The sequence below is a fragment of the Burkholderia sp. BKH01 genome (assembly GCF_025685725.1).
Classification (GTDB): domain Bacteria; phylum Pseudomonadota; class Gammaproteobacteria; order Burkholderiales; family Burkholderiaceae; genus Burkholderia; species Burkholderia pyrrocinia_C.
Genome location: NZ_JAOTQT010000005.1, coordinates 356,859 through 371,130, shown reverse-complemented (window position 1 = coordinate 371,130; position 14,272 = coordinate 356,859). Strand labels below are relative to the sequence as shown.

Below are 14,272 nucleotides of genomic sequence, written 5' to 3'. Positions count from 1 at the left end.
TGTCATCTGAAGCACATAAGAGAGGGATGTTGCTCGACTACTCTGGCCGCATATTTTTCTTCCCCCCATGTTCGGAAAAGAAATGGCATGTCATCTGCATGACATTGGATGGCGTGATCGAGGACGAGTTGAATGGCTTGGCCGGAGCAAGCTTGCATTTTCATAAGCAACTTTCTCGAATTGCGCAATCGGTGCGCTGACCAAGCGCAAAAAAATCATGATTTAGTTGCAGGTCGGAGATATGAGAGACAAAGGGGTGCTCGACGAGCAAGTGGACGAGCTTCGGGTTTCGTCCGGTCCATGTGAATTGCAATGGCTTTTTCTACGTCAGGTTCAGCCGCCAGACATTGTGCCTTTCGACGTCGATTTCAGGCTCCCGAGTCAGGCTTCGCCAGCAGCGCGTAAATCAAAGGGATCCAGCGGATTTTCATCGCTGATCCGGCGAAACGTCTGGCGCGCATGCGTTAGCTCGCATGCCCGCATTTTTTCGTTGAAATAAAAATATTCAAGGGAATCTGTCAATGTGCCGCCTTCTAGTCCCATTGATTTCAATAATGGCCGTGATGCTTTCTGCATGTAACGGCGGCGACTCGTCGACAAGCCCCGCGGGCGCCGATGATTTCGTCTCGAACCTGACGCGTCAGCGTAGTCAATATCAGACAATCGCTACGCCTGCGAGGTCGCAATGGTCCAACGTCACCACGCTGTCCCTCGTCCCTACCTTTGCCTCTCCGTTGCCCAACGGCAAGGTTTTGCTGTTCTCGGCAGACTCTCGCTTCAACTTTACGATGAGCCAGTCCGGCACTGGGGGCGCTCAGACCTATTCGACTTTATATGACCCGAACACCAATACGTCCACGGACGTCCTGGTAAGCAATACGGGGCATGAGATGTTCTGCTCGGGCTCCAGCAACTTGATGGATGGCCGTCTACTGATCGCAGGCGGGGGAGACGATTCCAAGACCAGCATTTATGACCCTGTGTCCAACACGTGGGCATCATCGGGTGTCCTGAACATTCCGCGAGCCTACAATTCCAACACGGTGCTCGCGAATGGTTCGGTGATGACCTTGGGGGGATCCTGGCTGGGAGGGACGACCAACAAGAATGCCGAAATCTGGGCGCCCTCGACCGGGAACTGGAGCCTTCTGAGCGGCGTGCCAATCACGCCTTTCATGGAGCCGGGAAAAAGTTCTCCCGATCTCTATGTGGCGGACAGCCACTTGTGGCTGATCCCTGCCGGTAACGGGAAGGTCTTTCATGCCGGTCCGGGCGAACAGATGCACTGGATCAGCACGCAAGGCAACGGCAGCGTCGTGAGCGCGGGAGCCCGGGGTGACGATGCATTTGCGTTCCATGGCAACACCGTCATGTACGACACCGGCAAAGTATTGAAAGTCGGCGGGTCGCCGGAAAATATGAATGCGGCATCGAGCAACACCGCCTACGTCATCGATTTGAACACCGGCGTGAACGTGCGCAAGATCAATCCGATGAACTATGCGCGCTCGTATCACAATTCCGTCGTGTTGCCGAACGGTCAGGTCGTCATCATCGGCGGGATGACCATTGGAGCGCAGTTCACGGACAGCAACTCAGTGATGCAACCGGAGATATTCGACCCCGTCACTGAAACCTTTACCATGATGCCGGCCATGATCGTCCCGCGGAATTATCACAGCGTGGCGGTGCTGCTGGCCGACGGTCGTGTGCTGGCGGCCGGCGGCGGATTGTGCGGCGCAGGTTGTGCCGCGAATCATCCCGATCTGGAGATCCTGACTCCGAATTATCTGCTCAACGCGGACGGCACGCTTGCAACGCGACCTGTCATCACAAGCGCACCCAATTACGCCAGCTACGGCAGCGTCATCAATGTGACGACGGATTCGGCTGTCACCGCGTTTTCGCTGGTACGGATTGCGTCGACCACGCATACGGTCAACAACGATCAGCGCCGCTTGTCGCTCACCTTCAGCAGCAACAGTGCCAACAGTTATCAGGTCAATGTCCCCAGCAACTCCGGATGGGCCGTTCCCGGCGTGTACATGCTGTTTGGCATGAACGCCAACGGCACGCCGTCGATTGCAAAAATGATCACCGTCGGCGGCAATGGCGCACCCACGCTCACGCCTCCGGACACGCAAACCGGCTTTCTGGGTACCGCAGTGTCATTGACCGTTCAGGCAGGCGCGAATGGTGGTGCGCCGATATCCTTCAGTGCGACCGGGTTGCCGCCGGGCCTGAGCATCAACACCTCCACGGGTGCGATTACCGGGACCCCGACTACCCAGGGCACGTATTACCCCACCATTACCGTCGCCAACGGTAGAGCTCAAGTCAGTTCCAACCTGGAGTGGGACGTCCATGGCGCCGCGCCCCGGTCGAGCGCCGGGCCAGTCTACGGAACCCCTGGCGGGGGTACGACATTTACCGATACCGTCGCAGGACCGCTGACCGCCGTGAATCTTCGCGGCGGGGCGTGGCTGGACAACATTCAAGGCGTGAATGCGTCCGGCCCGCTTGCCATGCACGGCGGTGCCGGGGGCAATGCCGCGACATTCACGGTGCCCGCCGGGCAGTATCTGGTTCGCGTGTATGGCGTTGCGGGCGAGTCCACGATCGCGCAGATCAGCTTTGTCACCAACACAGGGCAGATTTTCGGGCCGTACGGCGCCAATCAGGGGCAAACCCGCACGACACCGTTTGACTACACGGTGCCGTCAGGTATGCAAATCGTCGGCTTTACCGGCAGCGCGGGGCAATACCTCAATGCGCTCGGCGTGTTGTACAGCGCGGTCGACACTGGGACCGTCACGCCCACTATCGCAACACCAACGCCGCCCACATCCTACGTCGGTGTACAGACTTCGCTGTCCCTGTCTGCCAGCGAGCCCGGCTCAAGTACGCTGACGTTTTCCGCCACAGGCCTGCCGCCCGGCGTGTCGCTCAATCAGGCCACCGGCGTCATCGCCGGCTTCCCGACGGCGGCCGGCAGCTACCCTGTAACCGCGACGGTCCGCGACGCCAACGGAGGCAGCGCCAGCACCAGCTTTACGTGGGTCATACAACCGCCTCTTCCCGTCATTCAGCCCGTCAATGCCGCGGCTATCGCCAGTGGAAGCACCGCCAATTACACGGCCGATTCCGGTACCGGTAATTTCCAGTACACGTGGAATTTCGGCGACGGCAGCCCGACGACCGCGTCCAGTTCAGAGAACACGGCCAGCCATACCTATGCCGGCCCCGGCGTCTATACCGTCACGGTAACCGCGCAGAATGCCAGCGGTGTGTCGGTCACGCGCACCTTCGTCCAGGCGGTTACATCCGGCAGCAGTACCGGCGTCAGTGCGCTGAGTTCGTCCGGCATCGCGGTCGAGAAACGCAGCGGGGCCAGCGATCGGCTCTGGGTGGTGAACCCGGATAACGGCAGCGTGTCCGTGATCGATACTGCCAGCAATTCCCTGGTCGGCGAGATCCCGGTCGGCAATGAACCTCGCACGGTTGCCATCAACGGTACGACGGCTGTCGTGACCAACAAGGAGTCTGCCAGTGTGAGTGTGCTGAGCACCAGCAGCCTGAGTGTGGTCAAGACTGTCGCCATGCCGCGCGCGTCCCAGCCTTACGGTGTACTGATCGGATCCGACGGCAGCACGTATGTGAGTCTGGAGGCCACGGGGCAAGTCCTGAAGTTCGACACCAGATGGAATCAGACCGCGAGCGTTCCGGTTCCCGGCGTGCGTCATCTTGCCTTGAGCGCCGATGGCAAGCGCCTGTTCGCCAGCCGCTTTATCACTGCGCCGCAGCCGGGCGAAAACACCAAGTCCGTGCAGACCAGTGTGAACGGTGTGCCAACGGGCGGAACCGTGACGGAGCTGAATCCCGGAACCCTGGCACAGGTGCGCCAGATGGTGCTGCAGTTCAGTACCCTGCCCGATACGATCCTCTCGGGGCGTGGCGTGCCCAACTACCTGGGCGCCCTCGCGATATCGCCGGACGGCGCAAATGCGTGGGTACCGTCCAAGCAGGACAATATCCAGCGCGGGACGTACCGCGACGGTAATCCGCTGGATTTCCAGACTACGGTCAGGGCGGTGACATCGCACCTGAATCTGAGCACCAATACGGAAGATCTCGCGGGCCGGGTGTTCCACCTCAACAGCGGCTTCGCCACCGACGCCATTTATCACCCGAATGGCGCGTACCTGTTTGTCTCGCTCGAAACTTCGCGTGAGATTGCCGTGCTCGATGCGGCCGGCAAACGCGAAATATTGCGCGTTGCAGCGGGTCGCGCGCCCGATGGAGTGCGCCTTTCGTCCGACGGAACCAAGTTGTATGTTCGCAATTTCATGGACCGCACGGTGGAGGTCTATGACCTGAATCCCTTGCTTCGGAATGGCATCTTGGCGCTACCGCAACTTGCCACGGTGTCCACCATCGGGACGGAGAAACTGCCCGCCAACGTTTTGCTGGGGAAACAGTACTTCTACGATGCACAAGACACCCGTCTGGCGCGGGATCGCTGGATGAGTTGCGCGTCCTGCCATAACGAAGGAACGCGGGACGGCCGGGTCTGGGATTTCACGAGCCTCGGTGAAGGCTTGCGTCGCACCATTAATTTGCGCGGACGTGCGGGTAACGGCGAAGGCAATATGCACTGGACCGGTAATTTCGATGAGGTGCAAGACTTCGAGGGCCAAATTCGAACTTTTGCACAGGGCACCGGTTTAATGACCAATGCGCAATTCAATACCGGCACCCGCAGTCAGCAGTTGGGCGATTCCAAAGCCGGCGTGAGCCCGGATCTGGATGCGCTGGCTGCGTACGTCACGTCCCTCGATGTCTATAGCCCAAGCCCCAACCGGAATTCGGACGGCACCCTGACCAGTGCAGCCGTGACAGGCAAGACTGTGTTTGCTGCCAAGTGTGCGAGTTGCCACGGCGGCGCCAACTTCACGGATAACTACATATTCTCCGGAACATCCACCGGAGACCTGCAAAATATCGGTACCCTTTACGAAGGAAGCGGCAAGCGTCTGGGAGGGCCGCTCCCCGGTTTCACGATACCGACGTTGCGGGACGTATGGACCACCGGGCCTTACCTGCATGACGGCTCGGCACCGACGGTCAACGACGCGATCAAGGCGCACACCAACCTGAGTTTGAGCGCGGCGGACCTCGCATCCGTTTCTGCCTATGTGTTGCAAATTGGCTCCGAGGAGCCTGGCCCGACTACCGCCGGGCCGGTCTTTGGTTCGCTCGCCGCGGGTACGGCATTTACCGATACCGTCGCGGGACCGCTGACCGCCGTGAAGCTTCGCGGCGGGGCGTGGCTGGACAGCATTCAAGGCGTGAATGCGTCCGGCACGCTTGCGATCCGTGGCGGTGCCGGGGGCAATGCCGCGACATTCACGGTGCCCGCCGGACAATATCTGGTTCGCGTGTTTGGTGTTGCAGGCGACTCCACGATCGCGCAGATCAGCTTTGTCACCAACACCGGGCAGATTTTCGGGCCGTACGGCGCCAATCAGGGGCAAACCCACACCACACCGTTTAACTACACGGTGCCGGCGGGCAACAAGATTTATGGCTTCACCGGTGCCAGCGGGACTTATATCAACGCCCTCGGGGTCATCTATGGCCCTTGAGGATTGGATGTATGGTCCGACACCGGTTGTGCCATGAACGGACTCAATCGTGTTTCACATGGCGTGGGCCGCAACTGGCGATTGATATTGAGCGTTGCAGCGTGCGTCGGGGTCGGCTGGCTGGCCCTGACTCGCCTGCAGGCGCCGGTCGCGTTGCACGACGCCAGGTTCGAACAAGGAAGGCGGCTCTATGAAGCAGTTGTGCCGATGCGTGCTCGGTTGGTCGGTCAAGGCTTTGATCTTCCGTCAACGGCGACGCGATGCGTCAACTGTCATGCCGTGACGGCGCAGCCCGGTCAATCCGGTTTCGCTCCAGCGCTCACGGGGGCGATGCTGACTGAAAATCGCCGTCGGCGTGGCGGCCCCGCGAGTGCATACGACATGGCGGCGTTTTGCCGGGTATTGCGCGAAGGGATCGACCCGGCTCAGGTCATGGTCAATTCCGTCATGCCGAGGTACGACGTCGACCGAGAACAATGCGCCGCGATATGGCTTTACTTGACACGGACACCTTGATCATCCGATGTTGCCGCCCCAACCTTACTTCAACGCAGGTTCCCAGTGAAAGACTCTCTTCCGCGCAGAACCGTGCTGCGCACCGCCGCGGCTTTGGCGCTCTCCGGCGTATTTCGTGTGGCTGGCGCACACAACAGCGCGGGGGTTGTCAAGCCCGCGCTCGCTGTGCCGGATATGGATATCGTGCTGCACACGGGACGCAAAACGACCCTGCGCGAACTGCTCACTGGCCGTGCAACCGCGCTACAACTCATGTTTACCGGCTGCAGCGCAACCTGCCCGATTCAGGGGGCGTTGTTTGCCCAGGTACAAGACCACCTGCCTAAAGAGAAACTCCCGCTACAACTGGTTTCGTTCAGCATCGACCCTCTAGGCGATACCGCGCAGGCCATGAAAAAGTGGTTAGCCAGGTTCGGGGCGCGGGATTCCTGGTTGGGCGTCATTCCCAGCGCCTCCAGGGTCGACGCGTGGCTCGATGTCCTGAATGGCCGAGCGACTGGCCCTGATCGGCATACCGGACAAGTATTTTTCTTCGATCATCATGCGATGCTGAGTTTGCGCACCGTCGATTTCCCGAAACCCGAAGAGGTCGCCCGTCTGCTCGTTACGTTGGCCTCACAGGTAAAAGCTTGAACGGCTATCGATCGACTATTTTTCAGCGATGCGGTGCACGCCTGTCCAGTCCTGCCACACATGTAAACGCGCATTGGGTTGTGCGCGACGGCAGGCTGCCTTTATCCGGTGCCGGGGCAAGGAAGTGCTGACCGATAGGATCAAAACGGGAGAAACGCCTGCGTGCGTGGCGGATCGCGAAAGCCCTGCGTGTACCGCCCGGCACTCAGGCAAAACCGCCTTTGCATGCAGGCCGTTTCTGATATCGCGAACATTAGGCTTGCAAAAGGCTTCGGGTCCATACATGCCCGAAAAGGACGATTTCCCCTCGTCGGGAATCGTTGAGCCGAATCGGGCCGATTCAATGGAAGAGGCGGAACGTTCCGGAACGGGCGGATGACGTCAGCAGGCAGGTAACGCATGCCGATCACCGGCTTCGCATGGTTCGAACGAGTTGCTTCCAGAGCGCGTCGGCTGCGGGCGACAGGCGCCCGCCTGCGCGTCTTATCACCTGGCTATGGAATTCGCGAGCGATGGGATGGTCGATGCCCAGCGGCACCAGTTTACCTGCCTCCAGATAAAGCCTCGCCGCATCGGTCGACATGAAGGCCACCCCCAATCCGGCCGCCGCGATCGCTTGCGCGGTCGAGAATTGATCGCAGCGATAGGACGGCGCCAGATCGAGCCGTTCGGCACGCAAGATCGAGTCGACGTATTGTTGAACATTGTAGCGGGCGGGCATGAAAATCAGACGTTCGCCCTGCAGCTCCTTGAAGCGGATCGAGCCTTTGGCTGCCAGCGGATGACTCGGGCTCACGAATGCGCAACATGGTGGCCCACGGAACGTGCGAGTTTGTATCGCGGGGTCGTTGCCTCCGCCCGTGCAGACGCCCAGATCGACATCGCCACTGCGCACCATGGCGATAATTTCGTCGGTCGTTCCGCTACGCAGATCGATCAGGATGTCGGGGAATTGCACACTGAACGGTTCGAGCACGGTCGCAATCAGTGTCTCCAGGCGACCTGCTCCCACGCCGACACCCAGCCGACCGCGCCGCAGCCCCCGGTAATCCTCCAGTTGGGCAAGCATCCGGGCGTTGCGCTGGCTGCTCTCGCGGTAATGCTCGACGAGGTTGAGACCGATTTCCGTCAGCACCACGCGACGGCCACGTCGCTCGAGAATCGTGACGCCGTGTGCGCGCTCGAGCTGCGATACCTGGCGACTGATGACGGACGCGTTGATGCCCAGCGCGTCCGCTGCGGCGCGTACGCCGCCATGAACCTCGATCTCGTGGAGGTACCGCAAGCTTCGCGTGCTCAGCGTATTGGGGGCAGATTCGCGAGATTCTTCAGGATCGGTTTTCATGGGAATGAATGTTGACGCCTGAGTCAACATTATCAATCCAAATGCGTCATTGATCGCGGATTTTCGGGTTGGGATACTGGATTCATTCAATCCGCGCATCTCGGTCCGACCATCATGCAATCAGCCTGTACGTTGTGCACCCTCGCTGAAACCCAGGATCTCGCAGAGGAGCTGAAGGGCATCCGTCACCATTTGCACCGGCATCCGGAACTGGCGTACGAGGAGCATCAGACTGCCGAATTCGTCGCGGAAGCGCTTGAGCGCTGGGGTTACCGCGTGACACGCGGCCTGGCGGGAACCGGCATGGTGGCGTCGCTGAAAGCCGGCGAGTCAAGCCGCGCGGTCGCCGTTCGCGCGGACATGGACGCGCTGAAAATCGCCGAGCAGACCGGGCTGCCCTATGCGAGCGTCAAGCCGGACCAGATGCACGCATGCGGTCACGACGGTCACACGACGATGGTTCTGGGCGCGGCTCGCCATCTTGCGCGCACGCGCCGGTTCGACGGCACCGTCCATCTGGTGTTTCAACCCGCCGAGGAGATCGGTGGGGCGGAGAGCGGCGCAAAGCGGATGATTGCCGACGGTTTGTTCGAGCGATTCCCGTGCGATGCAATCTTTGGGTTGCACAATCATCCGGGTTATCCCGCGGGTACCTTCATGTTTCGAAGCGGCCCGTTCATGTCGGCGTCCGACCTCGTGGACATCGTCATACGCGGACGCAGCGGCCACGCGGCTCGCCCCCACCTGACGATCGATCCGGTGATGATCGGCGCCACGCTGGTCGTCGCGCTCCAGTCGATCGTGTCGCGCAACATCGATCCCATGCAGACGGCGGTCGTGACCGTGGGCGCATTCCATGCCGGGCATGCGGCGAATGCGATTCCGGATCAGGCCCGCTTGCGCCTGAGCGTGCGATCGTTTGACGCGGACGTGCGCAAGCAGCTCGAAACACGCATCCGAGCACTGGCGATATCGCTTGTGGAAGGTTATGGCGCCGAGGTCGAGATCAGCTATGTCGCCGGTTCCCCGCCGGTCGTCAACAGCGCCGCGGAGACCGAACTGGCGGCGCAAGTGGCGCGAGAGCTGGTGGGCGATGCGCGCGTCATCGATCCATTCGATCGGATAACCGGCAGCGAGGACTTTGCGTACTACTTGCAACGCAAGCCCGGATGCTTCCTGCGCGTCGGAAACGGCGAAGGCGCTCCGATGCTGCACAACGCGTCGTACGACTTCAACGACCAGAACCTGACCGTCGGCGCGGCCTACTGGACCCGACTCGTCGAGCGCTTTCTGGCGCCAGGTCGATAAGACTTGCCGATAACACGATACAAGCCGTCTTTCGCGGTGCCGCACCGCGTCGTTACAACGGCGACATCCGAACCAGGAGACCACGCATGCCCGCCACATCCGCATCGACTGCCGCATCCGCGTCCCCGTCTGACGCCGCTTCCTCGGCCCGAGTAGTCATTGCGGCGACCATCGGCAACCTGCTCGAGTTTTACGATTTCACGGTCTACAGTTTCTTCACGCTGACCCTCGCCAAAGTGTTTTTCCCGGCGAGCGATCCGGTTGTTTCGACGCTCATTGCGCTCTCCGCATTCGCGATCGGATTTCTGGCGCGCCCGCTCGGCGGCTTCGTGCTCGGCCACTATGCGGACAAGCGGGGGCGTCGCGCAGCACTGACGTTGACCATTTTCCTGATGGCAGCGGGTTCGGCCGCCATCGGGCTGGCACCTGGCTATGCATCGATCGGATTGGCTGCACCCGTGCTGGTCATCGCGGCCCGTCTGGTGCAAGGGTTTGCGCAAGGCGGCGAGTTCGGTGCCGCGACTGCGACATTGCTGGAGACCGGGTCGGACAGCACCCGCGGCTTTCGCGCAAGCTGGCAGCTTGCCAGCCAGGGAGCTGCCGCACTCCTGGGCTCCGGCATCGCGGCACTGCTCACCTATCTGCTGACGGACCGCCAGCTGCTTGAATGGGGATGGCGCGTACCGTTCCTGATCGGCACGCTGATCGTGCCTGTCGGCATCTATTTGCGCAGGCATGTGGTCGACGAGCCGATACACGCACGCGCACGGAAGATCGTCGTGCTCGAGCCGGCGCTGGTGCGCAAATGGTTTCTTGTCGTGTTGACGATCATGGGCACCACTGTCGCCACGTATGTGTTGATCTACTACGTTCCGATCTACTCGACGCAATACCTCGGGTTGCCGCACAAGCTTTCGATGCTGATCTCGATCGGCGCCGCCATCGTCTCGTTCGCGTTGTGTCCGGTATGGGGCGCGCTCTCCGACAAGCAGCAGCGTCGCAAGCCGCTGATCGTGTATGGTCGCGTTGCGCTTGTCGTTCTTCTCTATCCGGCGTTCTGGCTGATGAACCTGTTCCCGATACTACCGGTTGTCGTCAGCATGGTCGTCGTCATGATGTTCTTCTACACGATGGGCTCCGCGCCTGCCTATGCGCTGATGCCGGAGAATTTTCCCAAGCATGCGCGCGCCGGCTACATGGGCAGTGCATACGCCGTTTCGGTGGCGGTCTTTGGCGGCACGGCTCAACTCGTGGCCGCGTGGCTGATCAAGGTGACCGGGAACGTGATGGCGCCCGCCTGGTACATGGTCGCATGCCTCGCGATTTCCCTGTTCGCGGCATGCAGGCTCGACGAGACCGGCAATGCTGTGTTGTCACAATAGCGACACAGTGTCGCCTAGGTAAATGCAATAACCCAACTTGATTTCTCGCTGTCTGAAAAGATCAGAAATAGCCTGATCAAGATTTCTTAAATTTACATTAATAAGTACATAAGAAAAATACTGGAGATGCGGTCAATCATTGGAAATTGAAGGCGCGGGTGCAGGTTTGGAGATGATGTGTTTGACGAGAAGGGTGATATAAACGCAATGGTATAACGGCACGAAGCCATTGCCAGAAAAGCCTCTCGATCGAAATAGGATATCTTCGATATTCTCCCGGCGGTTCATGCCGCACGTCATGCGAATGGCGTGTCGCTCATGCGCGCCGATGCTTGCAAGATTTGCTGTACGCCCATTTTGCAAATTTCTCCTTGTGACTGATTGGCCTGACGATGAAACGCACCGATCGGTGCGATGGTCGCGATCAATGCGGCCGCGCTCGACGACGTCAAACGATGGTGAGGTTGCAAGTGTTGATTTATTTGATTGAGGACGAGGAAGCCCAGGCTCAGTGCTATCAGAAAATTCTGGAGCGGGCCGGCTGGGAGGTGCGCGTGCTGCCGGATGGCGAGCGTGCATTACGGGAGATTCAGCGGAAGACACCCGACGTGGTCGTCCTCGATCGCCGGCTGCCCGATATCGACGGGCTGGAAATCCTGAGGTGGGTTCACGAGCGCCATCCTAAGTTGCCGATACTCGTGCTGACCCATGCTGCCCTGGAATCGGATGCCGTGGTGGCGCTCGACGCGGGCGCCGACGACTACATGGTGAAGCCGCCGCGAGAGCGGGAGCTGGTTGCTCGGATCAACGTACTGCGCCGCAGGCGGGTCGACAGCCACCAGGGCATGGAGACGATCAAGATCGGATCGTACCGGATCGACACCGGCGAGCGCACCATTTATCTGGATGGCGAGCGGGTCGCGCTTTCTCCGAAGGAATATGAAATCTTCGAGCTGCTCGCGCACAATGTCGGGCAGGTCGTGTCGCGCTGCACGGTCATCGGCAAGGTATGGGGGCGTGTGGACGACGATTCGAACTCGCGATCACTCGATACGCACATTTACCGGATTCGTCACAAGCTCAACCTGAATCGCTGCAACGGCGTCATGTTGCGCATGGTCTATACGCACGGCTATCGTCTCGATGATTTGAGTTGAACGGGTCGGAGATATTCGGAATCCAGATTATTTTTATAAATCCTGTTTTATATATCACGTCGTAACATTCATCTTAAAAATAAAAAATCATCGGCCTGCGGCGTTGCGCACGCGCAGACGTTTGTCGGTACGCCGGATGCGAATGGCGGGAAAGTCTGAGTGGCAAGCCCGAGCGGCAACATGTCGACCGAACTCATCGCAATCGGCAACGGCGCGGGGCAAAACGTATCGGCATCGATCGCTGCCGGTGGCAACGCCGCCGCGATGGCGCTGACGGTGATTCCCGAAGTCGACGAGGACAAGACGACCGTAGCGGGAGTCGCCGGCGGCACGTATCGCGGCACCCAGGCGGTTGCGTTCGGTGCGACCCTTGCATTACGGAGAACATCAAGTTCCGCGCGGGCGTCGGCACGAGTGGCGCGGGGGTGACGGTGGGTGTCGGCGCTTCGATGCAGTGGTGACACGCCGCGACAGGGTGCCGGATAACGTCTTCGTTCATCAGGCTGCTGTCTTTGTGACAATAGTTTAGATAACTACCAGTCGCTTGCGCGTAGAGTAACAGTTGGTTGTGAGTGACCTCGGAGCGACCTTGGTCGCGTACCCGTTCTTCCCCGTATGGGTGCGTTGTGCGCCGAACTGAACCAGTTCGGCGTTTTTTTGAGGGGAAGTGCGGAGTGCCAGGCACGAACGGTCGACGAGCCGTGGCTCGAACTTGCAGACACATCGATCGTAAAAATGCTTGCCCCGCGATGCGGAAGCAACGCCTGACCTAAATCCAGCCGGAGTGTCTGAGTTTTCGATACAGGATCGCGCATCCGGTCAACGTCACGGCAAGCGTCATCGGATAACCCCATGAAACCTTCAACTCGGGCATGTTTTCGAAATTCATGCCATAGAGACTGAAGATCACCGTGGGAATGGCGAGAATCGCTCCCCAGCCTGCCAGTCGTTTCACGACATCGTTTTGCCGGACGGTAACGAGCGCGAGATTGACATGCATTGCATTGGTCAGCATCTCGCGCATTTCGTCCGTGGCGGAGACGATTCGTTGTGCGTGATCCTGAACATCACGAAGGTAGGCACGCAAATCCTTGGGGACAATTTCCTCGTGGATGCGAATCAGTTGGGCACAGATGTCGATCATCGGGACAACGCTATTGCGAAGCTGCAGCAGATCGCGCCGAAGATCGTACAGCTCTTCGATGACCATCTTGTCGAAGGCGGACTTGAATACGTCCGTCTCGATACGATCGAACTTCTCTTCGAATCGGCGGATGATCGGCTGATAGTTGTCCATCACGAAATCAAGTACCGAGTACAACGCGAATCCGGGACCTTTGCTCAGGAGCTTCGGGTTCTGTTCGGCGAGCGCGCGAACGGGAGCGTAGCTTGCCGATGCCCCGTGCCGGACGGTGGCCAGGAAGTTTCCGCCCACGAACAGGTGAGTCTCGCCGTACCGTACTTCTTCATCGACCAGCTGTGCCGTCTTGACGACGATAAAAACCGACTCGCCGTAGGTCTCGATCTTGGGCCGTTGATGAGCGACAAGTGCATCCTCGATTGCAAGATCATGCAGTGTGAACTCCTCCTGAATCTTTCTCAGGAACGGCTCGTCGGGCTGCCAGATACCTAGCCAGACAAATGCATCCGGTTCCTTGACGACCTCGCTGATGTCGTCGACGGTGATTTCTCCCAGGCGCATGCCGGCTCGATAGGCAACGCTATTGACAACCATGTTCACTCTGTTCTCCCGCTCATGGATCGGCTACAAGAAAATCATGAGGATACCTTCCCGGACGGGACGGAAACAATCGGATGCCTGCATCGAAATCGGGAGGCGGAGGGGGCGAAGGCACGAACCTCGACATGCAGCTTGCGCTTGTGCGGGGCGGTATCGGCGCATGCGTTATTTCGGCGCTTGCGGCGTCGCATTCGGGCCCGCTCGGTCCACGTTATCGGCTCATCGAATCACCGGCACTTCAGCGCGAGGTCTACGTTTTCACCCGGCGCGACGTGTCGCTTTTGCCGGCTGCTGTCAGATTCCTGGATATTCTGACCGACGCGCTGCCGACGATCGATTTCGTCGACGGTGTCCAGCTCGCTCCCGAATCCAGCAAATCCGATTTGTCGACGTTGCCGCCGGAAACAAGAAACGGAGCGCAAGTGTCGACGACCCATCTTAAAACCATAAAAGTGGTGCCGAGAGTCGATACGCATGCGGCAATGCGCAGAATGGCAAAAGGCTTGCCGGCCGTCGTCGTACTCGAGCGGTGTTTGCCCGATGTC

At 59.6% G+C, this 14,272-nt stretch carries 10 protein-coding genes and 2 pseudogenes; 9 read left to right on the top strand and 3 right to left on the bottom strand.

The features are described 5' to 3' along the window. The first annotated feature begins 26 nt into the window (after positions 1-26). The gene (locus OEJ37_RS11580) at positions 27-200 is read left to right on the top strand and encodes a hypothetical protein (protein ID WP_263344354.1); all 174 of its coding nucleotides are present in this window, start codon (positions 27-29) and stop codon (positions 198-200) included. A 181-nt stretch (positions 201-381) separates the two neighbouring features. On the opposite strand, the gene OEJ37_RS11575 is transcribed toward OEJ37_RS11580, so the two are convergent. Further along, positions 382-576 carry a hypothetical protein gene (locus OEJ37_RS11575; protein WP_263344353.1) on the bottom strand — a complete coding sequence of 65 codons (195 nt, stop codon included), beginning with the start codon at positions 574-576 and terminating at the stop codon, positions 382-384. Between OEJ37_RS11575 and OEJ37_RS11570 the strand changes: the two genes are divergently transcribed. From OEJ37_RS11570 to OEJ37_RS11560, 3 genes are read left to right on the top strand one after another with little or no spacing between them, the layout of a single operon-like run. Continuing rightward, positions 555-5,645 carry a jacalin-like lectin gene (locus OEJ37_RS11570; RefSeq protein ID WP_263344352.1) on the top strand — a complete coding sequence of 1,697 codons (5,091 nt, stop codon included), beginning with the start codon at positions 555-557 and terminating at the stop codon, positions 5,643-5,645. The two genes, OEJ37_RS11575 and OEJ37_RS11570, sit on opposite strands and share 22 nt — an antisense overlap. A gap of 33 nt (positions 5,646-5,678) precedes the next feature. Continuing rightward, entirely contained in the window at positions 5,679-6,161 is a 483-nt protein-coding gene (locus OEJ37_RS11565; RefSeq protein ID WP_263344350.1) for a c-type cytochrome, read from the top strand. A 45-nt stretch (positions 6,162-6,206) separates the two neighbouring features. Continuing rightward, on the top strand, positions 6,207-6,794 hold the full coding sequence (locus tag OEJ37_RS11560) for an SCO family protein (RefSeq protein WP_174419446.1): 588 nt from the start codon (positions 6,207-6,209) through the stop codon (positions 6,792-6,794). 406 nt (positions 6,795-7,200) lie between these two features. On the opposite strand, the gene OEJ37_RS11555 is transcribed toward OEJ37_RS11560, so the two are convergent. Beyond that, positions 7,201-8,139, bottom strand: a complete 939-nt coding sequence (locus OEJ37_RS11555; RefSeq protein ID WP_174419447.1) for a LysR family transcriptional regulator — start codon at positions 8,137-8,139, stop codon at positions 7,201-7,203. A 114-nt stretch (positions 8,140-8,253) separates the two neighbouring features. Here OEJ37_RS11555 and OEJ37_RS11550 point away from each other — a divergent pair, with 114 nt between their 5' ends. The 4 genes and pseudogenes from OEJ37_RS11550 to OEJ37_RS11535 form a co-directional block, all read left to right on the top strand. Then, the gene (locus OEJ37_RS11550; RefSeq protein ID WP_174419448.1) at positions 8,254-9,447 is read left to right on the top strand and encodes a M20 aminoacylase family protein; all 1,194 of its coding nucleotides are present in this window, start codon (positions 8,254-8,256) and stop codon (positions 9,445-9,447) included. Positions 9,448-9,533: 86 nt separating this feature from the next. Next, a complete protein-coding gene (locus tag OEJ37_RS11545) occupies positions 9,534-10,829 on the top strand; it encodes an MFS transporter (protein WP_263344349.1) in 1,296 nt (431 codons plus the stop codon). Positions 10,830-11,284: 455 nt separating this feature from the next. Next, positions 11,285-11,986: a response regulator transcription factor gene (locus OEJ37_RS11540; RefSeq protein ID WP_263344396.1), complete on the top strand. Its 702-nt coding sequence runs from the start codon at positions 11,285-11,287 to the stop codon at positions 11,984-11,986. Between the two features lie 231 nt (positions 11,987-12,217). Next, positions 12,218-12,447: pseudogene (locus OEJ37_RS11535) on the top strand (YadA C-terminal domain-containing protein); the annotation flags it as partial. A 308-nt stretch (positions 12,448-12,755) separates the two neighbouring features. On the opposite strand, the gene OEJ37_RS11530 reads toward OEJ37_RS11535, so the two are convergent. Continuing rightward, positions 12,756-13,727 (bottom strand): magnesium and cobalt transport protein CorA, encoded by a 972-nt coding sequence (locus OEJ37_RS11530; RefSeq protein WP_263344347.1) that lies wholly within the window; start codon positions 13,725-13,727, stop codon positions 12,756-12,758. A gap of 113 nt (positions 13,728-13,840) precedes the next feature. On the opposite strand from OEJ37_RS11530, the pseudogene OEJ37_RS35110 reads away from it, so the two are divergent. Then, a pseudogene (locus tag OEJ37_RS35110) lies at positions 13,841-14,089 on the top strand (LysR substrate-binding domain-containing protein); the annotation flags it as partial. Positions 14,090-14,272 lie beyond the last annotated feature (183 nt).

What these genes read in the sequence shown, in the direction of transcription:
- OEJ37_RS11565 (WP_263344350.1), top strand. Translation starts at nt 5,679, where the DNA reads ATGAACGGACTCAATCGTGTTTCACATGGCGTGGGCCGCAACTGGCGA.
- OEJ37_RS11540 (WP_263344396.1), top strand. Translation starts at nt 11,285, where the DNA reads ATGGTGAGGTTGCAAGTGTTGATTTATTTGATTGAGGACGAGGAAGCC.
- OEJ37_RS11580 (WP_263344354.1), top strand. Translation starts at nt 27, where the DNA reads ATGTTGCTCGACTACTCTGGCCGCATATTTTTCTTCCCCCCATGTTCG.
- OEJ37_RS11545 (WP_263344349.1), top strand. Translation starts at nt 9,534, where the DNA reads ATGCCCGCCACATCCGCATCGACTGCCGCATCCGCGTCCCCGTCTGAC.
- OEJ37_RS11555 (WP_174419447.1), bottom strand. Translation starts at nt 8,139, where the DNA reads ATGAAAACCGATCCTGAAGAATCTCGCGAATCTGCCCCCAATACGCTG.
- OEJ37_RS11575 (WP_263344353.1), bottom strand. Translation starts at nt 576, where the DNA reads ATGCAGAAAGCATCACGGCCATTATTGAAATCAATGGGACTAGAAGGC.
- OEJ37_RS11550 (WP_174419448.1), top strand. Translation starts at nt 8,254, where the DNA reads ATGCAATCAGCCTGTACGTTGTGCACCCTCGCTGAAACCCAGGATCTC.
- OEJ37_RS11570 (WP_263344352.1), top strand. Translation starts at nt 555, where the DNA reads ATGGCCGTGATGCTTTCTGCATGTAACGGCGGCGACTCGTCGACAAGC.